Genomic DNA, 22,189 nt, shown 5'->3' with positions numbered 1-22,189 from the left:
AAGCCTCCCGAATCGAACCCCCGGGAGACAGCGAATCACGCCCGCCGCAAACCGCGGATCACATGCGAGTCAGTGACCATGGCGGTTGGTATTAGAAGTCGTCAGGAACAAGAAAGGCTGACATCAGCCCATGACGCCAAGATCAGACTTATGTCTCCAGTTCTTAGAGATACGGCGAAAGCTAACGCTGAACCTGAATCGCCAAATCCGGGCGCTTCACGGCGGGTCATGTCTCCAATAATGCAAGTGGCAGTCGCGGCTTCGTGAAATTTAAGAGAAGGCTTCAGGAAATACAGCATGGGGCCGGTGCTGCACCGCATCGGTCGGCCGAGTAGCGCAAGATAGCATTGCGGCCAGGTGGCCCTCGCGTTATCTAGAACGGTAGAGCAATGGCGACAGGGCAATTCAAATCTGGCGCCTTTTCACGGGGAGAAAACATGTCTGATACCGAGACATCGGTCCCGGGGCGTCGTGGCCTATTGAAGGTCGCTGCGATCGGCGCCGCCGGGGCGGCCGTACTGGCCACGCCGAATGTCAGCCGCGCCCAGACCGTGACATTGCGCTTTCAGTCCACCTGGCCGCAGCGCGATATCTTCCACGAGTTCGCCCAGGATTACGTGAGCCGCGTCAACGCCATGGCTGGCGGCCGGCTGCGGCTGGAATTGCTGGCAGCCGGCGCGGTAGTCGGCGCCTTCCAGCTGTTGGATGCGGTCTCGGCCGGTACGCTCGATGGCGGGCATGGCGTCTGCGCCTATTGGTTTGGCAAGAACAAGGCTTTCAGCCTGTTCGGCACGGCGCCGCCCTGGTTCGGCGATGCCAACCAGATGCTCGGCTGGTTCTACCAGGGCGGGGGAGAGGCGCTGTACCGCGAGCTCACCCAGGATGTGCTGAAAGTGAATACGGTCGGCTTCCTGTCCGGCCCGATTCCGACCCAGCCGCTCGGCTGGTTCAAGACTCCGATCGAGCGGGCGGACCAGATCCGAGGCCTGAAATACCGCACCGTCGGCCTGGCCGCCGATGTCATGAACGAGATGGGCGCCGCTGTCGTCTCCCTGCCGGGCGGGGAGATCGTGCCGGCGCTGGAGCGCGGCGTGATCGACGGAGCGGAATTCAGCAACCCTTCCTCCGACCGGGTCCTCGGCTTCCCCGACGTCGCCAAGACCTACATGATCCAGAGCTACCACCAGCGGGTGGAGAGCTTCGAGATCCTGTTCAACAAGACCAGGTACGACAGCCTCCCAGACGAGCTGAAGGCGGTGATTCGGCATGGCGCCGAATCCGCCTCGGCCGAGATGAGCTGGAAGCTGCAGGATCGGTTCTCGCGCGACCTCCAGGCCATGGCGCAACAGCAGGGGGTGAATGTCAGGCCGACGCCGCGCCCGGTGCTGGATGCGCAGCTGCAGGCCTGGGACCGGGTCATCGCCAGGCTAGAGGCCGACAATTCCTCCCCGGTCAACGGCCCGTTGTTCAAGAAGATATGCGACAGCCAACGTGACTGGTGCCGACGGGTCGGTAATTTCTTCCTGCGCTACGAGGCCAGCCCGGTGATTTCCTACAATCACTTCTTCGCCCGCCAGGGCTGAGCCGCGCCAGGTCAGCCCCGCCGTCCGGCGATGCCGGGCGGCGGGTTCCGTTCGAATTGGGGGAACGCGCATGCAGCGCCTGCTGCTCGGCATCGACCGGCTCAGCACCTTCGTCGGCCAGACCTTCGCCTGGACAATCCTCGCGCTGACCGGCATCGTGGTCTACGAGGTCTTCGTCCGCTACGTCTTCCGCGCCCCGACCAGCTGGGGCTACGACGTATCCTACATGCTCTACGGCACGCTGTTCATGATGGCGGGCGCCTATGCGCTGTCGCGCAACGGGCATGTGCGCGGCGATTTCCTGTACCGCAATTTCACGCCGCGCACCCAGGCCTGGTTCGACCTGGTGCTGTTCATCCTGTTCTTCTTCCCGGCGATCTTCGCCTTCATGATCTCCGGCTGGCACTTCTTCGCCGAAAGCTTCCGGCAGAACGAGCGCAGCATGTTCTCCCCGACCGGGCCCGTGATCTGGCCCTTCAAGCTGCTGATCCCGGTGGTCGGCGTGCTGCTGCTGCTGCAGGGGCTGGTCGAGGTGGTGCGCTGCGTCCAATGCATCCGCAGCGGCACCTGGCCGCAGCGCCTCTCGGACGTGGAAGAGCTGGAACAGCAGATCCTGGCCGCCGCCGCCGAGAAGGACCCCGAGCTCCTGGCGCGCGAGATGGCCGCGAGCGGACGAATCCCCGGCGAACGCGCCGCTGACGAACACACCGGACGATAATCCCCATGAGCGACGGCGTGTTGGGCCTCACCCAACTTTTCCTGTTCCTGTTCTTCATCATGCTCGGCTTTCCCATCGCCTTCACCCTGATGGCGATGGGCCTGTTCTTCGGCTATCTCGGGATGCAGGAACGCATCTTCGACCTGCTCGTGCAGCGCACCTACGCCATCATGGCGAATGACGTCCTGATCAGCGTGCCGCTCTTCGTCTTCATGGGCTACATCATCGAGCGGGCGAACATACTCGACCGGCTGTTCCGCAGCCTGCAGATGGCCTCGGGCAACATCCCCGGCAGCCTGGCGGTGGCGACGCTGGCGACCTGCGCGCTCTTCGCCACGGCAACCGGCATCGTCGGGGCGGTGGTGACCCTGATGGGGCTGCTGGCCCTGCCGCCGATGCTCCGCGCGGGCTACGACGTGAAGCTGGCAACCGGCGTGATCGCGGCTGGCGGCTGCCTCGGCATCCTGATCCCGCCTTCGATCATGCTGATCCTGTTCGGCGCCACCGCGGGCGTCTCGGTCGTGCAGCTCTATGCCGCGGCCTTCATCCCCGGCTTGATGCTGGCCGGTCTCTATGTCCTCTATGCGATAGGCATCGCCATCGTGAAGCCCGGCGTCGCGCCTCGGCTGCCGCCCGAGGAAGTGGCGGTGCCGTTCTCGACCATCCTCTGGTCGCTCGCGAGTTCCTTCCTGCCGCTTGCACTGCTGATCGCCCTGGTGCTGGGCTGCATCCTGCTGGGCCTCGCTACGCCTTCGGAGGCGGCGGCTATGGGTTCGCTCGGCGCCATCATTCTGGCGGTGATCTACCGCAGCTTCACCTGGAGCAAGCTCAAGGAAAGCGTGTTCCTCACGGCTCGCACGTCCGCCATGGTGTGCTGGCTTTTCGTCGGCTCGGCCATATTCTCATCGGTCTTCGGCTATCTCGGCGGCCAGGCGCTGGTGGAGGAATTCTTCAAGTCACTGCCGCTGAACCAGTTCACCTTCATGGTCCTGGCGCAGTTGCTGATCTTCATCCTCGGCTGGCCGCTGGAATGGACTGAGATCATCGTTATCTTCGTGCCGATCTTCCTGCCGCTTCTGGACGATTTCGGCGTGGACCCGCTGTTTTTCGGGGTGATGATCGCGCTGAACCTGCAGACCAGCTTCCTCTCGCCGCCTGTCGCCATGGCGGCCTTCTACCTGAAAGGCGTGGCGCCGAAGCATGTCCGGCTGGAACAGATCTTCGCTGGCTGCATGCCTTTCATCTACATCGTGGTGATCTGCATGATCTCGGTCTATGTCTTCCCCGGGCTGGTGACCTGGCTGCCGGAACAGCTTTATGGCGGTGCCGGCGATGCGCCGACGATCAACATGGAAGCGCCGCCGCCAGGGGGCTTTGCGGAGGAAGAGATCGCATTGCCGCCGGCGCAATAGGCCGATGCAGGAAGCGGCGCGGCGGCAGGCGGCAGCCTGCTTGGCCGAGGCTTTCGAGACCGGCAATCCGATGGCTGCGCTGCCGGACAACGTGGTGCCGGACAGCGTGGCCGAGGGCGATGAGCTGGCTGCCTTGATGCTGGAGGAGCTGGGCCTCGTCACTTGCGGAATCCGCCTAGCTTTGGGGCTGGATGGAGTGCGTCTTGCCGGACCGATGCTGGAGGGGCGGCTGCTGCCCGACGGAGCCAGCCTGCCCCTCGCTGTATTGCGGCATGCCCAGGCCACCGCGGCACTGGTCGCGGTCCTGGCTGAAGCGTTGCCGGAGAGCGGACAGGGGCTTCCGGCCTTCGCAGCAGTGCATCCGGCCATTGATGTGACGGGCAGCCGCTTCCGTGACCCGCCGGCCGGCCTGGGCCTGCTGGCGGCCGATCTATGCGGCCTCGGTCACGTTGCCGCTGGCCGAGGTGGTACCCTTCCGGCAAACAGCGTTGCCGTCACTCTGGCTGCAGCAAGGCGGCGGCCGCGCGGAACGACTGTAGACCTACAGGCAGCGCTGGCGCTGGCCGTGGATGCGGCTCGGCGATCGGGCGGGCTTCCGGCTGGGGCTGTGCTGGTGGTGACTGGGCTTTCTCCAGCGGTGAGGCCGGAAGCGGGGCTGAGCCTGGCAGCCAGCTTCGCGGGACTCGGCCGGGCCAAGTTCAACTTCGTCTGAGGTCGCTACCGGTTCGAGTTATCGAGCCGGCCTGGCTGCTCTCGGGAGCAAACATCTAATGAACCGCCACCCGGCCCGCTCCTCGGTCGTACCAGCTGCGGGTCCGCATGACGATGTGGACCACCGAGAGCATCACCGGCACCTCCACCAGCACGCCGACCACGGTGGCCAGCGCGGCACCGCTCTCGAACCCGAACAGGTTGATGGCGGCGGCGACGGCCAGCTCGAAGAAGTTGCTGGCGCCGATGAGGGCCGACGGTCCGGCAATGCTGTGCGCCGAGCCGCACTGCCGGTTCAGCAAATAGGCGAGGCCCGCGTTGAAGTAGACTTGGATGAGGATGGGCACCGCGAGCAGCAGGATGACGAGCGGCTGTGCGAGGATCTGTTGGCCCTGGAAGCCGAAGAGCAGCACCAGGGTGGTGAGCAAGGCGACCAGGGACACCGGGTTCAGCGCCTTCAGCCTGCGCTGGAGGGCCGCCTCGCCGCCGGAGGCCAGTAGCGACCGGCGCCAGATTTGCGCCGCGACGAGGGGCACGATGATGTAGAGGCCCACCGAGAGCAGCAACGTGTCCCAGGGTACGGTGATGGCGGAGAGGCCGAGCAGCAGGCCGACCACGGGCGCGAAGGCCACGACCATGATGGCATCATTGAGCGCAACTTGGGACAGGGTGAAGTTCGGCTCGCCATCCGTCAGGCGGGACCAGACGAAGACCATGGCCGTGCAGGGCGCAGCCGCCAGCAGGATGAGCCCGGCGATGTAGCTGTCGATCTGGCCCTCGGGCAGCCAGGGCCGGAACAGCCAGCCGATGAAGAGCCAGCCGAGGAGCGCCATGGAGAAGGGCTTCACCAGCCAGTTGATGCCGAGGGTGACGGCGATGCCGCGCCAGTGCTGCGCGACCCGCCCCATGGCGACGAAGTCCACACGCAGCAGCATCGGCACGATCATCAGCCAAATGAGCGCCGCGACGGGGATGTTGACCTGGGCGACCTCCAGGCGGCCGAGGGCTTGGAAGAAGCCCGGCATGACCGCGCCGAGTGCGATGCCTGCCACGATGCAGAGTGCCACCCAGAGCGTCAGGTAGCGCTCGAACATGCCCATCGCCGCCTTGCGGCTCTGGATGGCCGCCTCCGCCTGCACCGACGGGCTCATCCGGCCACTCCCTTGATGACGCGTTGCCCGGCGGCGTCCACGACCTGTTCGCCATCCTCCCTGGCAAAGGCGCCACGCTGCGGGTTCGGCAGGATGCCGAGCACCGTCTCGGAAGGCCTGCACAGCTTCACCCCGAGCGGCGTCACCACGATAGGCCGGTTGATGAGGATAGGGTGCGTCATCATGGCGTCGAGCAGCTGGCCATCGGTCAGCAACGGATCGCCGAGGCCGAGTTCCTCATATGGCGTGCCCTTCTGCCGAAGCACACTGCGTACCGGCACGCCCATGCGCCGGATGAGGTCCGACAGCTCCTCCCGCGAGGGCGGAGTCTTCAGGTACTCGACGATCCTCGGCTCCTCGCCGGTGTTGCGGATGAGGCCGAGGACGTTGCGGGACGTCCCGCAATCAGGGTTGTGGTAGATGGTGACGGTCACGGCGGGCTCCGAAGGTGGGCAGGATGTCAGGCGGCGGAGGCGCCCTCGGGCGCGCTGACCGCGGCGGGGTCGCAGGCGGGGCCGCAATCGGCTCGGCCGCCGCAGCAATGCTCGGTCAGATAGGCTACGAGGCCGTTCATCGTCTCCGGGACCATGGCGTAGAAAAGCTGGCGGCCGAGTCGCCGCTGGGTGACCAGCCCTGCATGCAAGAGCTGCTGCAGGTGGAAGGTCAGCGACGATGGGGGAATTCCCAGCCGTTCGGCGATGACGCCCGCGGGGAGCCCATCCGGCCCCTGCTCGACCAGGAGGCGAAAGACCTGCAACCTCAAATCCTGAGCCAAGGCCCCGAGCGCCGCGACGGCCTGCTTGGATTCCATGGGAATATTCCTACGACATTTCGCCTTTAATCGTAGGGTATCTCACCTTTCCTTCGGATTCAACGACATTCATCGAAATGCCGTATCCAGTGTGGCAGCACTTGTCGGATCGAAGCCCAATCAAACCGGCATCCGGCGCTCTCGGGCAGCACGAAGGTCAGTGCCATGCAAGCCGCCAGCATTGCCGCCGAACTCCAGAGGCATGCCTGAAGGCCACCCCGCTGCGTCAGGATGCCGGACAGACGCGCTGCTGCACTGGCCGCGTAGTAGAAGCCGGCGTCCTCGGCGGCCTTCTCTGAGCCTGCATGGGCCAAGATCAGGTAGTTGTGGTGCTGGCAGCCATCTTGCCTGGCGGGTAGCAATGCGACAGGCATTTTTTATATTGACAAAGTAACATTCTATCCGGCTGGGTTGGCTGTACAATGCATGATCGACGGCTACTTGGGCCTTTCGGCTCGATTTGGTCTGGATCATCGGCAGGGTGCTGCGACACCAATCTGCGTGGCGGATGATCGGCAGACCGAGCGGCCAGCCGTCCGCGCTGGTGTCGGCATGGAACCTGGTCATGAAGCCGCGACGCAAAGGGCCAAGCCCCTGGCGAAACAACCTTCTTGCAACGCGATCCAGGAACTCGCCCACAAAGCCCCTGCGCGGCTTCATGCGGAGCCCGAATCGTCGCCTCTTTCCGCATGCCTCGCCCCGCCGCCCGCGACCAAGCCGCGAAGAATATTAGGCAGGCGGAAGGGATGGGCCGGCCGCGGAGGAACAGCCCGTCATCCCCGCCGACACCATGGCCAAGCTTGGCCCGGCCATTCTGCCCATCCATGGCCGAGATCCGCGCGGCTCACATCCGCACGGGGCCGCGGCACGATCCACGCCCCGGCGATCCTGCCCCAGGACCCAGCGGCGCAACGGGCGATGCCGGCCCGCGCCAGCACCTGCATTCCGGCCTTGCGACATTCCGCAATGAACACTTCCACCACTCGGCCGCACATAACCCCGAACCAGGATGGAAGACATCACGCTTCAACAACGATCCGTTAGGAATGCTCCGCTAAGGCTTGCTAAAGCTGTGGCGTTTTTGGAAGCATATGCTATCATTTTGTAATCATAACGAAAATTGATCGTCATCTTCGGGGCGGCTTCATGCCGCAGCTGTGCGGGATTCAGCACGCCATGATCGCCTTGCCTCCCTGCCGCAACCGCACCGCGCCATCGCGCGGAGCCGCCCAATGAACATCCCCGTCCACCCCGAGGCGACGCTTCCGCCGTTGCTGGACGATGCCTCGCCCTTCACCGCCGTCGACGACCTCCCGCTCCCGCCCTCTCCTACCGAGGTGGAGCGGATCGAGTCCTCCGGCCTGTTCGATGCGCTCTGGTTCGCTGAGCGCCACCCCGAGGCCGCCCGCGACCCGGAGGGCCTCGTCGCATGGCAGGTGCGCGAAGCGCCGCTGCACCCGCCGCACCCGCTCTTCGACATGGCCCACTACATCGCCGCCAACCCGCACTGGCATGAGGCCGCCCGCACACCGCTCGGCCACTATGTCCTGGCCGGCGCCGCCGCCGGCGCCTCGCCGCACCCGCTCTTCGACCCAGCCCACTACGCCGCCCAGGCCCCCGGCATCCCCGCCACCGGCCTGTTCCACCACTATCTGAGCCAGGGTTTCGCCGAAGGCCTCTCACCCCATCCGGCATTCGACCCGGCCTTCTACGCCGCGCAGATGCCGAGCCTCCGCGCCGAGCGCATCAACCCGCTCACCCATTTCGTCCAGGTTGGCTGGATGCAGGGCCTCTCGCCCAACCGCCTGTTCGACACCTCCTGGTATGCCACCCGCCACCCGGAACTCGCCGGGCTCGGCCTCAACCCACTGGTCCACTTCCTCACCCTCGGCGCCGAGGCCGGCGAGGCGCCGCATCCTGGCGTCGACCTCGTCACCTGCCCGGCCGATGGCCCGGCGGAGCCCGTCGCCCTCTATTGCCACCTGCTGACCGCCGGCGCCGGCCTCTACAGCGACGAGGACCTCGCCGCCGCCCGCGACGCCGCCGCCACCGCCGCCTCGGAGGCCGCCGCTCCGCCGCCGCCCGCGAGAAGCGTCGTCGACCTCGAGTATTACGGCACCGAGGCCACCTCTGCCGACCGCCCGCCGCAGGGCCGCCCGATGCCCGCCCCGGCGCCACTGCTGGCGGCCATCGCCAGCGCCCGCCGCGTCTCCTTCGACATCTGGGACACGGCTGCTCTTCCTCAACGACGATGTCGAGCTGCTCACCCCCGGCTGGGACCTCGCCCTGGCCGAGGCCTTCGCCGACCCGCAGGTCGCCGCCGCCGGCATGCGCCTGCTCTATCCGGACGGCCGCGTGCAGCATGCCGGCGTGGTGCTCGGCCTGAACGGCCGCACCGAACACGAGGGCCGCGGCGCCGAGCGCGACGCCCCGGGCCCGCTGCGCCGCTGGGTCAGCCGGCGCCGGGCAGCGGCCGTCACCGGCGCGGCGCTCGCATGCCGCGCCTCTGCCTTCCGCGACTGCGGCGGCTTCGACGCGGCCGAGCTGCCGGTCTGGTTCAACGACATCGACTTCTGCCTGAAGCTTCGCGCCGCCGGCCACGAGGTGCTCTTCCTCGGCGATATCGAAGCCATCCACCAGGAAAGCCGCAGCCTGCGCACCGCCTTCGACGACGCGATGCGCGACGCCGCCTGGAGCCAGGCGCTCGGCGTGATGCAGCGCCGCTGGGGCTCCGCCCTCACCGAGGACCCGACCTTCAACCCGCATTTCAGCCGCGTCGGCGAAGCCTTTGAGATGATCGCCGAACCGCCCGAGGCGCGGGTGCTCGGGTGGCTCAGGGCACAGGGACAGCATGCATAAAGCCGGCACCAATTTCGGCGGGCCATGGCTTCGCCAGGATGAGGACTTCACTCAGTATGCGCACCGAACTTCCCGCGATCTTCGTCGTCACCGAAGTGACCGAGCAGACCGGACATCGTCTCCGGGCTTTTATCGAGGCAGGCGGCAAGCTCATCGTGCTGTCGCCGACACTCGCGCAGGGCGCCGCGCCCTACCAGGTGCCGGACGATGTGACGCTGATCGATCTGCGCTACGGCAACGGGGTGAACCTGGTGCGCGGCCGGCATCCCCGGATCGAGGGCTATTGGCCGCAGTATTCCGGCTTGCGCACCGGCCTCGCCCGCAATCTCGTCGTCTCCCAGACCATCTCCAACGATACGCCGATCGAGGATGCGCATTCGCGGCCGCACGAGGCGCAGCTAGCGCCCTACGGCACGCCGCTTAGCTCCGAAGACTACCGGCACACGCACAACCATCACCAGAATTTGCTGGTGGAGACCTTCAATTTCTCACCCAACTTGAACGCGGTCTCGATCTGGGGAGATTCGGCGGCGCTGGTGCCGGGCGCCAAGTCCTGGGGAGCCTTCGTCAGCGCCCGGTCCTGGCCGCTGAAATGGGATACCTATACTCCCGCCGGCTCCGCCGAGTACGACGACGCCGACTTCGACGCCCAGCTCGTGGGGATCGAGATCGACGTGCTGAACGCCGGTCTCGACTGGGGCACGAAGTCGCCGCTGCTTGGCTCCGCGATGGCCAAGGTCGGCGTGCAGATCGTCGGCTTCGGCAACCGCAACACCGCGGCCGTCGAGATCAGGACGGAGGACAGCGATGACGCGACGCGCGGCCCGCAGGACCGGCGCGGCGCCTGGCACTGGGGGATCATCCTGCGCAACGCGCTTGGCGATCGGTCCACCGTGCTCATGTCCGAGAACGGCAGAATCAGGCGCGGCATCGACTTCGATCTGACGACCTTCACCGAGGGTGCGCTCCGCATCGCCGGCGCCGGCGAGAACAGTGGCATCGTCTTCGACAACGGCACAGGAGGGCAGATCTATTCCGAGCCGTCGCCGGACGGCCCCACCCTATGCATCCGCGCCGGCCGGGGAGGCCTCAGGATCCTGACGGCCGATGGCACGGACCATCCGGCCATCGCGCCCGTCACGCCCGAAGCGGCCAGCCCGCAGCCGCGCCCGTTCGACCTGCGCCAATGGGCCGCCGCGGATCTTCGCGTGAGAACCGCATCCCCTGCATCGTTGGAGGCCCAGGAACGGCAGCGCGTCTTCCAGTCCAGGCTGATCGGGGCAGACGACCGGCTGAAGGCTGCCCTGCGGCGGATGACCGCGACAATGTCGGAGAACATGCTCGGCTCCCGCGGCGGCAAGCCCTATTTCGTCCATGTGCCGAAATGCGCCGGTTCCACCGTGAACCGCATCCTGGCCATCAACCATGCCGGGCTCGAAGGCTTCGTCGGCAGCGGCGATCTCGCGCAATTCCACGGCGTGAAATCGAAGCCGCCGCAAGAGGACTACGCCTACCTCAGCGGCCACCTGCCTTTCGGCAGTGCCGGATATTTCACCGGGGAGTTTGTCGCCTTCGGCACGCTGCGCGATCCCGTCCAGCGGCTCTTGTCCGAGTACCACTATCTGGTATCCGCAGGAGAGAGCGATTTCTCGGTCCATCTCCAGGCGCAGGATGCCAGCCTGCTGCATTTCCTGAACGACATGCAGGTCTGGCAGATCAATCCCTCGCTCAAATTCATCTCCGGCGCTCATCCTATGGAAACCATCGACGAGTGGGACGCGCTCTGGCAGGCCTTCGACAATCTCATCGAAAAGGCCTGGCTGTTCGCGCCCGTCGACCATCTTGGCATGCTGCTGACACTCTGTGCCCGGAAGTTCGGGTGGCGCTACCTAAGCGCGCAGCCGCAGAACGTGCATTCCCCACGTCTCCCGAGCATCAGCGACGTCATCCTCAAGGCCGCATCCCCCTATACCTTCGCCGATCAGCTCCTGTTCGAGATGGTGGAGGCCGCCTGGATGGGCGCGCTCACTGGTCTGCCGGCATCGGCCTGGGTGGCCGCGGCCGAATTCGCCGAGTCGAAGGATGGCATCATTGACCTCTCCACGACTGCCGGCGGATGCGACCCACGATACTCGCGGCTCGCGGCATTTGTGCAGGCGAGCCGATGAATCTGCCAGTCCGGCACGCCGCGAAACCGCAGATCGAGGCGTGCCCGCAGGAGACCGGGGCGCTGCTCCCGGTCGCCCTCACCGCCCACCTCCGCCGCCTCGAGTCCGAGGCGATCGGCATCATCCGCGATTGCTTCGCCGCCTTCCGCCGCCCGGTGCTCCTCTACTCCATCGGCAAGGACAGCAGCGTCCTCCTGCACCTCGCGCGCAAGGCCTGCGCCCCCGCGCGCCTGCCCATGCCGTTGCTCCACGTCGATACCGGCTGGAAGTTCCGCGAGATGATCGCCTTCCGCGACCGCACGGCGCGCGAGCACGGCCTCGACCTCATCGTCCACACCAACCCTGAAGGCTTGCGCCGTGGCATCGACCCCATCGCCAGCGGCTCCGCCCTCCACACCCGCGTGATGAAGACCGAGGCGTTGCGCCAGGCGCTCGACGCCCACGGCTTCGACGCCGCGCTCGGCGGCGCCCGCCGCGACGAGGAGCGCAGCCGCGCCAAGGAACGCATCTTCTCCCATCGCGGCCCCGGCCATGCCTGGGACCCGCGCGACCAGCGCCCGGAGCTGTGGAGCCTGTTCAACACCCGCCTCGCCGAGGGCGAGAGCATGCGCGTCTTCCCCCTCTCCAACTGGACCGAGCTCGACGTCTGGGACTACATCGAGGCCGAGCGCATCCCTGTCGTCCCGCTCTACTTCGCCGCGCTCCGCCCGGTGGTCCGCCGCGCCGGCACCTGGATCATGGTGGATGACGCCCGCCTGCCCCTCGCCCCCGACGAGCAGCTGGAGCAGCGCATGGTCCGCTTCCGCACCCTCGGCTGCTACCCGCTCTCCGGCGCCGTCGAGAGCGCCGCGGCGACGCTCCCCGCCATCATCGCCGAGATGCGCGCCGCCAGCACCAGCGAGCGCCAGGGCCGCCTGATCGACGGCGACGAGGACGCCTCGATGGAGCGCAAGAAGCGCGAGGGGTATTTCTGATGGCCTTCGACGCCGCCACCCCCAACGCGCGCGAGACGCTGCGCTTCCTCGCCTGCGGCTCCGTCGATGACGGCAAGTCGAGCCTCATCGGCCGCCTGCTCTGGGAGACCGGGCAGGTGATGGACGACACGCGCGCCGCCCTCGCTCGCGACAGCCGCCGCTTCGGCACCACCGGCGAGGCACCCGACCTCGCCCTGCTGGTCGACGGGTTGGAAGCCGAGCGCGCCCAGGGCATCACCATCGACGTCGCCTACCGCAGCTTCGCCACCGCGCGCCGCAGCTTCCTCGTCGCCGACACGCCGGGCCACGAGCAGTACACCCGCAACATGGCGACCGGCGCCAGCGGCTGCGACGCCGCCGTGCTGCTGGTCGATGCCCGCAAGGGGCTGCTGGTGCAGACCCGCCGCCACGCCACCATCTGCGCCCTGCTCGGCATCCGCGACTTGGTGCTCGCCGTCAACAAGATGGACTTGGTGGATTTCGACGAAGCCACCTTCCACCGCATCGCCGCCGAATTCGCCGCCCTCGCCACCAGCCTCGGCTTCCGCTCGGCGACCTCCGTGCCGATCTCTGCCCGCGACGGCGACAATGTCACCACCGCCTCCGCCGCTATGCCCTGGCACGATGGTCCCCCGCTGCTGACCCTGCTCGAGAACCTGCCCCTCCAACGGCCCGAACTCGCCGCGCCGCCCCGCCTGCCGGTGCAATGGATCAACCGCGCCTCGCCCGATTTCCGCGGCCTCTGCGGCACCGTCGCCGCCGGCACCTGGCGCCGCGGTGACGCGATCACCATCGCCACCACCGGCGCCACCAGCCGCATCGCCCGCATCCTCAGCCCCGATGGCGAGCGCGAGCAGGCCGAAGCCGGCGAGGCCGTCACGCTCATCCTCGCCGAGGAGATCGACGCCGCCCGCGGCGACCTGCTTGCCCCGCCCGACCAACGCCCAGCCGTCGCCACCCAATTCGCCGCCGACCTCGTCTGGTTCGACGCCGAGCCCCTGTTCCCCGGCCGCGAATACCTCCTCCGTGCCGGCACCGCCTGGACGCCCTGCACCGTCACCCGCATCCGCCACCGCCTCGACATCGCGACCGGCGCCACGGAGCCGGCCGACAGCGCGGCGATGAACGAGGCGGTCCTTGCCAACCTCTCGACCTTGCAGCCGCTCGCCTTCGACCCCTATGCCGAATGCCGCCCCACCGGCGGCCTCATCCTGGTCGACCGCGCCACCAACCGCACGGTCGGCGCCGGCATGATCCGCCACGTCCTCCGCCGCGCCGCCAACATCCACCGCCAAGCCGGGCTGGTGACGCCCACCGCCCGCGCCGCGCTGCTCGGCCAGTCGCCCCGCGTCGTCTGGTTCACCGGCCTCTCCGGCTCCGGCAAGTCCACCATCGCCCGGCTGGTGGAGCAGCGCCTGCACGCCGCCGGCCGCGCCACTATGCTGCTCGACGGCGACAACCTCCGCCACGGCCTCAACCGCGACCTCGGCTTCACCGAGGCCGACCGCGTCGAGAACATCCGCCGCGCCGGCGAGGCGGCGAAGCTTCTCGCCGAGGCCGGGCTGATCGCCATCTGCGCCTTCATCTCGCCCTTCCGTACTGACCGGCGCATGGTGCGCGAGATGCTGCCGCCCGGCGGCTTCCTCGAGATCTTCGTCGATGCGCCGCTCGCGGATTGCATCCAGCGCGACCCGAAAGGCCTCTACGCCAAGGCCCTGGCCGGCGAGATTCCCAATTTCACCGGCATCGGCAGCCCCTACGAGCCGCCCGAGGCGCCGGACCTGATCCTGCGCAGCACCCCCGGCACCACGCCCGAGATGCTGGCAGAGGCCGTCCTCGCCCGGCTCGCCGCGCCATGACCGTCCTGCTGCATATCGGCTACCACAAGACCGGCTCGACCGCGATCCAGGAGGCGCTGCCCACCTCGCCCCGCATCTCGCCGAGGCCGGCATCGACATCCCCACGGGGCTGAGCGGCTGGCTCGGCCATCCCGACCTCGCCTGGGGCTTCGAGGGCCGCGACTACCCCTGGCAGGACCGCCCCTACACCCGCGCCGAGGTCGAGGCCCATTACCGCCCGCAGCTGGACGCCGCCCGGGCCGCCGGCCGCACCCTCCTGCTGAGCAGCGAGGAATTCTGCCGCCTCGACTTCAGCCCGGAGCCGCTCGCGGCGCTGGCGGATTTCCTCCGCCCTTATGCCCCTCGCGTGATCGGCCTGGTGCGCGACCCGCTGGCCTTCCTGCTCTCGCGCTGGCGCCACGAGGTGCAGATGGGCGGCGAGGCACGCCCCCTCACGCATTTCCTCGGCGACGCGGACAACCTGCTCTCCGCCGATTTCGAGCGCCGCACCCAGGCCTGGCGCCAGGCCTTCGGCGCCGCAGCCTGCGCCTTCCACGACTACGAGACGGTCTGCGCCCCGCATGGCGGCTCCGTCCTGCCCGGCTTCCTCGGCCTGATCGGCGCGCCGCCGCTCGCCACCATCCCGCCCACCCGCGAGCGCAAGCTCCACCCGCTGCTCTGCGACGCCATGCGCGGCGTCACCCTCTCGGCCCTGCCGGAGGAGGAGAAGGCATCGCTCTGCGACCAGTTCTTCGACCTCGGCGACCGCCTGCCGCCCATGCCGCTGGAGTCGCTGCCGGCAGCCTCCCCGCTGCCCGAGGCCCTGGCCGCCGTGCTCGCCCATATCCGCTGGGCGATGGTCAACCGGGGCCTGCTGCCGGCTCCCGCTTGCGGATGACGAAGCGCATCGCCCCCTCCAGCACCAGCTCCCGCCGCTGGTTGTGCACCGTGCTGGCGAGGCCGACCACACCGGTCGTCCGCCGCGGCGCCAGCTCCGCCACCGCGAGCGCCGGGTAGAGCGTATCACCCGCGAAGACCGGCTTCAGGAACCGGCTCGACTGTTCGAGGAAGCCGACCAGTGACTCCTCGACCATGAAGGGGAAGAGCCCCGCCCCCGGCGCCGTCTGGATCAGCGTCTGCAACCCGTGCGCCAGCATGTGCGGCATGCCGCGCGCCCGGCAATACTCGGCGTCGTAGTGGACCGGGTGGTTGTCGCCGCTCGCCGCCTGGAAGGCGAGGAAGATCGCCTCCGTCATCGTCCGGCTCGGCAGGACGAAGCGCTCGCCGATGGCGAAATCCTCGAACCAACGCTGCTCCGCCACCATCCGGTGGCGAGACGGGTCGAACTCGGTCATGTCGTTGCCTCCTCCCGAACCGGGCTTGTCCGCGCCGTTCCGTCATGCACAAGATAGCCATGCTTACCATAAGCATGCGAACAATCGAGGGAGGGGATACCGGCATGAGCGAGCGCACATTGCGCGGCAAGGTCGCGATCGCCGGGATCGGCGAGACGACCTACTACAAGCACGGCCAATCGCCGGACGCCGAGTTCAAGCTGGCGCTCCAGGCCATCGTCAATGCCTGCCGCGACGCCGGCGTCGATCCGCGGGATGTGGATGGCTTCGCCTCCTATGGCGGCGACCGCTCGGACGGCCCGCGCCTCGCTGCCGCGCTCGGCATCAGGGAGCTGCGCTTCTCCAACATGCATTGGGGCGGCGGCGGTGGCGGCGTGGCGGCGGCCGTCGCCAATGCCGGCGCTGCCGTGCATTCCGGCATGGCGAATTGCGTCATCGCCTTCCGCTCGCTGGCCCAGGGCCAGTTCGCCCGCTATGGCCGCGGCAACCAGTCGGCGGCGGTGGGCGGCGACGACGCCTTCCTCGCCCCCTACGGGCTGATGTCCCCCGCGCAGCGCTTCGCCATGAAGATCACCCGCTTCATGACCGAGCACGGCATCCGGCACGAGGCGCTGCGGGCCATCGCCATGGCCTCCTACCACCACGCCCAGAGCAACCCGAACGCGGTGATGCGCGGCCGGCCGCTGAGCGAGGAGAAGTACGACGCCTCCCGCTGGATCATCGAGCCCTTCCACCGCCTGTTCGACTGCTGCCAGGAGAATGACGGCGCCGGCGCCGTGCTCGTCGTCCCCGCCGACCGCGCCCGCGGCCTCCGCCACAAGCCCGTCTACCTGCTCGGCGCCGCCCAGGGCGGCCACCACCGCAGCGCCGCGCCGGTCCACAACGCGCCCGACTACGCCTCCGCCCATTTCAAGACGGTGGCGCGCAACATGTGGGAGATGGCCAAGCTCGGCCCGCAGGATTGCGACGTCGTCCAGGCCTATGAGAACTTCACCGGCGGCGTGCTGCTCAGCCTCGTCGAGCACGGCTTCGTCGACCCGAAGACCGCGAACGAGCAGCTCGTCCTCGACAACCTCCTCGTCTCCGGCGGCCGCATGCCGATGAACACCTCGGGCGGCAACCTGGCCGAGTGCTACATGCACGGGCTTGAGATGGTGAACGAGGCGGTGCGCCAGCTGCGCGGCACCGCCATCAACCAGGTGAAGGACGCCAAGGTCGTCGCCGTCCTCGGCGGGCCGATGGTGACACCCGTCAGCAGCCTGGTCGTCGGCACGGAGGACACCCTGTGAGCACGCACTACCTCCCCGAAGGCCTGCCCGCCCCCGCCCAGGAGCCCATCGCCCAGCCCTATTGGGAGGGCACCCGCGCCAACCGCCTCGTCGTGCAGAAGTGCAACGGCTGCGGCAAGCACCAATGGGGCCCGGAGTGGATCTGCCACCGCTGCCACTCATTCGACCTCGGCTGGGCGGAGGTCGCGCCGCGCGGCCGCATCTACAGCTGGCAGCGGCCGCACCACCCGGTGCATCCCGCGCTGAACGGCCACGGCCCCTACCTCGTCGTCCTCGTCGAACTACCCGAAGCCGACAACATCCGCATGGTCGGCAACCTGCTCGGCGACCCGATGCAGGAGGTGACGATCGGCGCCGAGGTCGAGGCCGTCTTCGAGCCGCATGACGAGGCGACGCCGCCCTACACCCTGGTACAGTGGCGCCTCGTCAAGTAACCGCCACCCCAAGAGCGGCCCAAGCCGCCCGGGGCGAACAGGGAGGAAAACCGCCATGAACACCCGCCTCTGCCGCATGCTCGGCATCGGCTTCCCGCTGCTCGCCTTCAGCCATTGCCGCGACGTGGTGGCGGCGGTGAGCAAGGCCGGCGGCTTCGGCGTCTTCGGCGCCGCCAGCATGACGCCGGAGGAGCTGGAGACGGCGCTCCGCTGGATCGACGCGCAGGTCGATGGCCGCCCCTATGGCGTCGACCTGCTGATCCCCGAGAACCTCGCCATCCGCACCGAGGGCGAGGCCGGCAGCGCCACCCTCCTCGCGCAGATCCCGCCGCAGCACCGCACCTTCGTCCAAGACCTGCTGCGCCGCCACGGCATCGACCCGGACGGCCCCGTCGGCGACCGCCACCGCGGCCACCCGGACCGCCCGGCCCCCTACCAGCGCGAGAGCGGCGAGCGGCTGATGGAGGTCGCCTTCCGCCACCCGATCCGGCTGATCGCCAATGCCCTCGGCGTCCCACCCGCCTCCATGCTGGAGCGCGCCCGCGCCGCCGGCATCCCCTGCGCCGCGCTCGTCGGCGCCCGCGAGCACGCCGAGCGCCAGGTCGAGGCCGGCGTGGACATCCTCGTCGCGCAAGGCGGCGAGGCCGGCGGCCATTGCGGCGAGGTCTCCACCATGGTCCTCGTACCCGAGGTCCTGCGCGTCGCCCGCAACACGCCCGTCCTCGCCGCCGGCGGCATCATGACGGGAAGGCAGATGGCCGGCTGCATGGCGATGGGCGCCGCCGGCGTCTGGACCGGCTCCGTCTGGCTGGCGACCGCCGAGGCCGAGACCTCGCCCGTCTTCCGCGAGAAGATGGTCGCCGCCCGCTCGCGCGACACCGTCCGCTCCCGCGGCCGCACCGGCAAGCCGGCCCGCCAGCTCCGCTCCGCCTGGACCGAGGCCTGGGAGGGCCCCGACAGCCCCAGCACCCTGCCAATGCCGCTCCAAGGCCTCGTCAGCGAGCCCGCCATGGCCCGCATCAACCAGGCGGCCGAGGGCGGCAACGCCTCCGCCCGCGCCCTGGTCAGCTACTTCGTCGGCCAGGGCGTCGGGCTGGTGGAGGGCGTGCAGTCCTGCCGCAGCGTCGTCGAGGGCTTCATGCAGGAATTCGCCGAGGCGCTGGAGGACATGCAGGCCCTCGCCGCCGGATGAGGGCTAGGCACGGCGCCAGGCCGGCCGCTCCAGCCCGACATTCTCCCGCAGCGTCCGCCCGCGCCACTCCCGCTTCACCAGCCCGCGCCGCTGCAATTCCGGCACCACCTTCTCGATGAAGTCACGCATCCCGAGCGGCAGCAGGCCAAAGGTCAGCATGAAGCCATCCGCCGCCCCGCCGGTGAACCACTCTTCCATGTGGTCCGCCACCTGCTTCGGCGTCCCGCGGATGGTCTTGTTGCCCCGCTCGTAGCGCATGTAGAGCTGCCGCAGCGTGAGCCCCTCGCGGATCATCCCGAGGATATGCTCGAAATACGCCTTGTGCAGATTGGCCGAGGCCGGGATCCGCTCCGGCGGAATCGGTTCGTCCAGCGGCAGCCCCGAGAGGTCCGCCTCCAGGTCCATTCCCAGCCGCATCCGCCCCACATCCGGATGGATGAGCGCCTGAAGCGTCTGGTACATATCCTCCGCTTCCTGCTCGCTATCGGCGACGATGGCCGGCAGCCCGGCCAGCACCTTCAGCGCCTCCGGCGGCCTTTCGTAGCGCGCCATCCGCCCCTTCAAATCGGCATAGAACCGCCGCCCCGCCTCCAGCGTGCTGTCCGAGGCGAAGACCAGTTCCGCCGTCTCGGCGGCGAATTCCCGCCCCGTATCCGACGCTCCCGCCTGGATGATGACCGGCTGCCCCTGCGGCACCCGCTCGATGTTGAGCGCCCCGTTCACCCGGAAATGCCGCCCCTCATGCGCCACCGGATGCTGCTTCGCGGGGTCGAAGAACAGCCCGCTCTCCCGGTCGCGCAGGAAGGCCCCATCCTCCCAGGTGTCCCAAAGCTTCCTGGCGACGTCGACGAACTCGCGCGCCCGCTCATACCGGTCCCCATGCGGCGGCAACCGGTCGAGCCCGAAATTCCGCGCCGCAAAATCATTCGCCGAGGTGACGACATTCCACGCCGCCCGCCCGCCGCTGATATGGTCGAGCGAGGCGAATTGCCGCGCGATGTTGTACGGCTCGGAGAAGCTCGTGCTTGCCGTCCCGCCGAGGCCGATATGCGTCGTCGCCCCCGCCAGCGCCGCAAGCAGGGTCAGCGGCTCGAACACGTTCATGAACAGCGGGAACCGCGCATAGGCCTCGAGCTGGCTCGTCCGCGCCGCCGGCGTGTCGGCGATGAAGAACAGGTCGAACATCCCCCGCTCGGCCAGCCGCGCCATGTCGCGGTAGTAGCCGATATCCATCGACGCTCCCGGATGCGCCGAGGGATGCAGCCAGGAGGCCGGATGCGACCCGGTCGGATGCACCAGCGTCGCCAGCGCCATGGTCGCCATGTCGAACCCCCTCTCGTCTGCCCGCCGACCTTAGCCGCCCGCCGCGCGGAATCCACCCGCCCGCCACCATCGAAAAACCCGCTTGAATCTTCGTCTCCCCCGGCCTTCTGTCGCCGCCCTACGACGCAGACAGGACACCCTCATGCCCAGCCTCTTCCTCGCCCAGGCCCGCATCGTCGACGGCACCGCCCCCGAGCCGACCGGCCCCCAGGGCGTGGTGATCGAAGGCGGCCGCATCCGCGAGGTCTCCACCACCGCCCGCGCCCCCGCCGGCGCCGAGACCATCGACCTCGCCGGCAGGATCCTGATGCCCGGCCTGATCGACGCCCATGTCCATGTCGTCGCCGTCGATGCCAGCCTCGCCCGCTGCGCCACCATGCCCGACAGCCTGGTCATGGCCCGCTCCATCCGCCTGATGGGCGAGATGCTGATGCGCGGCTTCACGACGCTGCGCGACGTCGGCGGCGCCGACCACGGCCAGGTCGCCGCCATCGAGGAGGGCACGGTCCTCGCCCCCCGCCTCGTCATCGCCGGCAAGGCGTTGAGCCAGACCGGCGGCCATTGCGACTTCCGCGGCCGCTACGACGCCAACCCGCCCGACTACGCCCGCCGCCTCGGCGCCCTCGGCCGCCTCTGCGACGGCGTCCCCGCCATCCGCCAGGCCGCCCGCGAGGAGATCAAGGCCGGCGCCCGCTTCATCAAGATCATGGCGAATGGCGGCGTCGCCTCGCCGACCGACCCGATCCACTTCCTCGGCTTCTCCCGCGAGGAGCTGCTCGCCGTCGTCGAGGAAGCCGAGAACGCCGGCACCTATGTCTCCGCCCATCTTTACACGGATGCCGCGATTCGCCGCGCCGTCGAATGCGGCGTCCGCTCGCTCGAGCACTGCAACCTCATCCAATCCGAGACCGCCAGCCTCGCCGCCGCCCGCGGCGCCATCGCCGTGCCCACCCTCGTCACCTACGACAAGCTCTCGGAGGAGGGCGAAGCCCTCGGCATCGGCACGGACTCCCTCGGCAAGATCGACGACGTCCGCCTCTCCGGCATGGCATCCATCTCCATCATGCACGAGGCCGGCCTGCCCATGGCCTATGGCACGGACCTGCTCGGCTCCATGCACCGTCACCAGTCGGAGGAATTCGTCATCCGCGGCCGCGTCCTCCCGGCCCAGACGGTCATCGCCTCCGCCACCCACATCGCCGCGAAGCTGCTTTGTATGGAAGGCGAGATCGGCTGCATCGCCCCCGGCGCCCATGCCGACCTCATCGCTGTCGAGGGCAACCCGCTCCAAGATCTCAGCCTGCTGACCGCCCAGGGCCGCCACATGCCCCTCATCATGAAGGGTGGCGCGGTGGTGAAGCACGCCTGACCCTGCCGGGTCCGGCCAGGTGTCCTTCCGCGGCTTTGCCGCGGAAGGCTGTGCGAGGCCTCGGGTGCTGAGCGAAACGGGGGGGCCGGCTGGGTCGCCGGCGACCGCACAGGCCTAGTAACCGAGGTGGCGCAGAATGACGGCCGTCAGGGGGCTTGCTGGCTCCGTCATGGCCTCGATGATGGCGAAATGGTTGTGGCCAGGCGTCTCGAGGTAATCCATCGCGCCTGCCATGTCCCGCCACGCCGCAGTGAAGTCGCGTGACTGCCGGCGGTACTCGTCGCTCTCGCTGCCCCCCACGACCACGCTGATCGGCAGGGGCCAAGCCGGCTTCAGGAGGGACGGGCTGTTGCGCCGCGTAGCTTCGCCATCCAGCCGCAGGTCCACCTGCGGCGGCGTGAACCTCAGGGGCTCAAGCTCGAAGAGACCGCTGATCGGAACGATGCTTCGGATCATGTCCGGGGGTAGGTCGCGGCCGTGCGACACCCAGTCAGTTGCAGCCATCATGGCTGCGAGGTGTCCGCCCGCCGAGTGACCCGCGACATGGAGGCGCGCGGGGTTCCCGCCCAACCCCGCGGCGTTGCGGTACAGCCAGGCGCAGGCCTCGCGTACCTGCCCGACGAGCACGTCCATGGAGACGTCGGGGCACAGGTCGTACTCGACCATTGCCACCAGCGCGCCGGCCTTTACGATTGGCTCGACGCAGAAGCTATAATACCAGCCGCCCTAGCACTACCTGGGCAGTCTAAAGTCAGGCGGCGGCCTAAGCTTGCGCCTGCAGTGCGGACATCGGATCGGCGTGATCAGGTCGGCAAACAGCCGCGTCATGATGGCACGGCGTAGAGCTGGCAGGCTCGGCGATGGTGGCGGTCCCGGAACCTGACCCGGCATTTTTCCCCGACCCCGTCGTGCGCTGCGCGGCGAGGCGAAGGTGCTGCAGATAGGCAAAGGCGATGCAGGTCATCAGCTCGTGTCGGTGCAGCCCAGTCCAGGACCGTCCCT

The 22,189-nt window shown here is 68.5% G+C and carries 22 protein-coding genes and 2 pseudogenes; 13 read left to right on the top strand and 11 right to left on the bottom strand.

Annotated elements, in window-relative coordinates; all coding sequences use genetic code 11:
• Positions 1–437: 437 nt before the first annotated feature.
• The 4 genes from EP26_RS24700 (at position 438) to EP26_RS24685 (ending at position 4,425) form a co-directional block, all read left to right on the top strand.
• Complete coding sequence (locus EP26_RS24700; protein ID WP_043342563.1) at positions 438–1,583, top strand: TRAP transporter substrate-binding protein; 1,146 nt, start codon at positions 438–440, stop codon at positions 1,581–1,583.
• A gap of 70 nt (positions 1,584–1,653) precedes the next feature.
• Positions 1,654–2,301, top strand: a complete 648-nt coding sequence (locus tag EP26_RS24695) for a TRAP transporter small permease subunit (protein ID WP_052389638.1) — start codon at positions 1,654–1,656, stop codon at positions 2,299–2,301.
• 5 nt (positions 2,302–2,306) lie between these two features.
• Positions 2,307–3,713 carry a TRAP transporter large permease gene (locus tag EP26_RS24690; protein ID WP_052389637.1) on the top strand — a complete coding sequence of 469 codons (1,407 nt, stop codon included), beginning with the start codon at positions 2,307–2,309 and terminating at the stop codon, positions 3,711–3,713.
• A gap of 4 nt (positions 3,714–3,717) precedes the next feature.
• Complete coding sequence (locus EP26_RS24685) at positions 3,718–4,425, top strand: hypothetical protein (protein ID WP_043342561.1); 708 nt, start codon at positions 3,718–3,720, stop codon at positions 4,423–4,425.
• Between the two features lie 55 nt (positions 4,426–4,480).
• On the opposite strand, the gene arsB is transcribed toward EP26_RS24685, so the two are convergent.
• From arsB to EP26_RS37705, 6 genes are all read right to left on the bottom strand, one after another.
• On the bottom strand, positions 4,481–5,575 hold the full coding sequence (arsB, locus tag EP26_RS24680; RefSeq protein WP_456303885.1) for an ACR3 family arsenite efflux transporter: 1,095 nt from the start codon (positions 5,573–5,575) through the stop codon (positions 4,481–4,483).
• Positions 5,572–6,009: an arsenate reductase (glutaredoxin) gene (arsC, locus tag EP26_RS24675; protein WP_043342559.1), complete on the bottom strand. Its 438-nt coding sequence runs from the start codon at positions 6,007–6,009 to the stop codon at positions 5,572–5,574. The genes arsB and arsC overlap by 4 nt, the downstream gene beginning before the upstream one ends.
• A 26-nt stretch (positions 6,010–6,035) precedes the next feature.
• Positions 6,036–6,386 (bottom strand): ArsR/SmtB family transcription factor, encoded by a 351-nt coding sequence (locus EP26_RS24670; RefSeq protein WP_043342556.1) that lies wholly within the window; start codon positions 6,384–6,386, stop codon positions 6,036–6,038.
• A gap of 59 nt (positions 6,387–6,445) precedes the next feature.
• Positions 6,446–6,760, bottom strand: a complete 315-nt coding sequence (locus EP26_RS36930) for a hypothetical protein (protein ID WP_211259542.1) — start codon at positions 6,758–6,760, stop codon at positions 6,446–6,448.
• 792 nt (positions 6,761–7,552) lie between these two features.
• Positions 7,553–8,032, bottom strand: a complete 480-nt coding sequence (locus EP26_RS32395; RefSeq protein ID WP_052389636.1) for a hypothetical protein — start codon at positions 8,030–8,032, stop codon at positions 7,553–7,555.
• 33 nt (positions 8,033–8,065) lie between these two features.
• Positions 8,066–8,632 (bottom strand): hypothetical protein, encoded by a 567-nt coding sequence (locus EP26_RS37705; RefSeq protein ID WP_245624508.1) that lies wholly within the window; start codon positions 8,630–8,632, stop codon positions 8,066–8,068.
• A gap of 82 nt (positions 8,633–8,714) precedes the next feature.
• Here EP26_RS37705 and EP26_RS24655 point away from each other — a divergent pair, with 82 nt between their 5' ends.
• From EP26_RS24655 to cysC, 4 genes are read left to right on the top strand one after another with little or no spacing between them, the layout of a single operon-like run.
• Positions 8,715–9,245 carry a glycosyltransferase family 2 protein gene (locus EP26_RS24655; protein ID WP_043342550.1) on the top strand — a complete coding sequence of 177 codons (531 nt, stop codon included), beginning with the start codon at positions 8,715–8,717 and terminating at the stop codon, positions 9,243–9,245.
• Between the two features lie 56 nt (positions 9,246–9,301).
• The gene (locus EP26_RS24650) at positions 9,302–11,413 is read left to right on the top strand and encodes a sulfotransferase family 2 domain-containing protein (protein ID WP_043342548.1); all 2,112 of its coding nucleotides are present in this window, start codon (positions 9,302–9,304) and stop codon (positions 11,411–11,413) included.
• A complete protein-coding gene (gene cysD / locus EP26_RS24645; RefSeq protein WP_084112930.1) occupies positions 11,410–12,387 on the top strand; it encodes a sulfate adenylyltransferase subunit CysD in 978 nt (325 codons plus the stop codon). The genes EP26_RS24650 and cysD overlap by 4 nt, the downstream gene beginning before the upstream one ends.
• Positions 12,387–14,246: an adenylyl-sulfate kinase gene (cysC, locus tag EP26_RS24640; RefSeq protein ID WP_043342546.1), complete on the top strand. Its 1,860-nt coding sequence runs from the start codon at positions 12,387–12,389 to the stop codon at positions 14,244–14,246. Before cysD ends, cysC begins: the two co-directional genes overlap by 1 nt.
• Before the next feature lie 19 nt (positions 14,247–14,265).
• Here cysC and EP26_RS24635 read toward each other — a convergent pair whose 3' ends face one another.
• Positions 14,266–14,646: a hypothetical protein gene (locus EP26_RS24635; protein WP_157033741.1), complete on the bottom strand. Its 381-nt coding sequence runs from the start codon at positions 14,644–14,646 to the stop codon at positions 14,266–14,268.
• Here EP26_RS24635 and EP26_RS24630 point away from each other — a divergent pair.
• The gene (locus EP26_RS24630) at positions 14,605–15,123 is read left to right on the top strand and encodes a hypothetical protein (RefSeq protein ID WP_157033740.1); all 519 of its coding nucleotides are present in this window, start codon (positions 14,605–14,607) and stop codon (positions 15,121–15,123) included. The genes EP26_RS24635 and EP26_RS24630 overlap by 42 nt on opposite strands.
• Here EP26_RS24630 and EP26_RS24625 read toward each other — a convergent pair.
• Entirely contained in the window at positions 15,086–15,580 is a 495-nt protein-coding gene (locus EP26_RS24625) for a MaoC family dehydratase (protein ID WP_043342539.1), read from the bottom strand. The two genes, EP26_RS24630 and EP26_RS24625, sit on opposite strands and share 38 nt — an antisense overlap.
• Positions 15,581–15,684: 104 nt before the next feature.
• On the opposite strand from EP26_RS24625, the gene EP26_RS24620 reads away from it, so the two are divergent.
• Genes EP26_RS24620 through EP26_RS24610 form a run of 3 tightly spaced genes read left to right on the top strand, consistent with a single transcriptional unit; the run spans position 15,685 to position 18,495 of the window.
• Positions 15,685–16,869, top strand: coding sequence for a thiolase C-terminal domain-containing protein (locus tag EP26_RS24620; RefSeq protein WP_043342537.1), 1,185 nt, complete (start codon positions 15,685–15,687; stop codon positions 16,867–16,869).
• Positions 16,866–17,303, top strand: a complete 438-nt coding sequence (locus EP26_RS24615; RefSeq protein ID WP_084112928.1) for a Zn-ribbon domain-containing OB-fold protein — start codon at positions 16,866–16,868, stop codon at positions 17,301–17,303. The genes EP26_RS24620 and EP26_RS24615 overlap by 4 nt, the downstream gene beginning before the upstream one ends.
• Before the next feature lie 55 nt (positions 17,304–17,358).
• Positions 17,359–18,495 (top strand): NAD(P)H-dependent flavin oxidoreductase, encoded by a 1,137-nt coding sequence (locus EP26_RS24610; RefSeq protein WP_043342535.1) that lies wholly within the window; start codon positions 17,359–17,361, stop codon positions 18,493–18,495.
• Positions 18,496–18,498: 3 nt separating this feature from the next.
• On the opposite strand, the gene EP26_RS24605 is transcribed toward EP26_RS24610, so the two are convergent.
• A complete protein-coding gene (locus tag EP26_RS24605) occupies positions 18,499–19,818 on the bottom strand; it encodes an LLM class flavin-dependent oxidoreductase (RefSeq protein WP_211259541.1) in 1,320 nt (439 codons plus the stop codon).
• Positions 19,819–19,960: 142 nt separating this feature from the next.
• Here EP26_RS24605 and EP26_RS24600 point away from each other — a divergent pair, with 142 nt between their 5' ends.
• On the top strand, positions 19,961–21,187 hold the full coding sequence (locus tag EP26_RS24600; protein ID WP_043342534.1) for a metal-dependent hydrolase family protein: 1,227 nt from the start codon (positions 19,961–19,963) through the stop codon (positions 21,185–21,187).
• Between the two features lie 114 nt (positions 21,188–21,301).
• Here EP26_RS24600 and EP26_RS24595 read toward each other — a convergent pair.
• Both EP26_RS24595 and EP26_RS36925 read right to left on the bottom strand, forming a co-directional pair.
• Positions 21,302–21,886 (bottom strand): annotated as a pseudogene (locus tag EP26_RS24595) (alpha/beta hydrolase); the annotation flags it as partial.
• Positions 21,887–21,950: 64 nt separating this feature from the next.
• Positions 21,951–22,189, bottom strand: a pseudogene (locus tag EP26_RS36925) (IS701 family transposase); the annotation flags it as partial.

Origin of the sequence: Belnapia moabensis DSM 16746 (assembly GCF_000745835.1) — a bacterium.
In the GTDB taxonomy this organism is placed as follows: domain Bacteria; phylum Pseudomonadota; class Alphaproteobacteria; order Acetobacterales; family Acetobacteraceae; genus Belnapia; species Belnapia moabensis.
The sequence above is the reverse complement of the archived record's forward strand: the minus strand, read 5'-3'. Positions and strand labels throughout refer to the sequence as shown.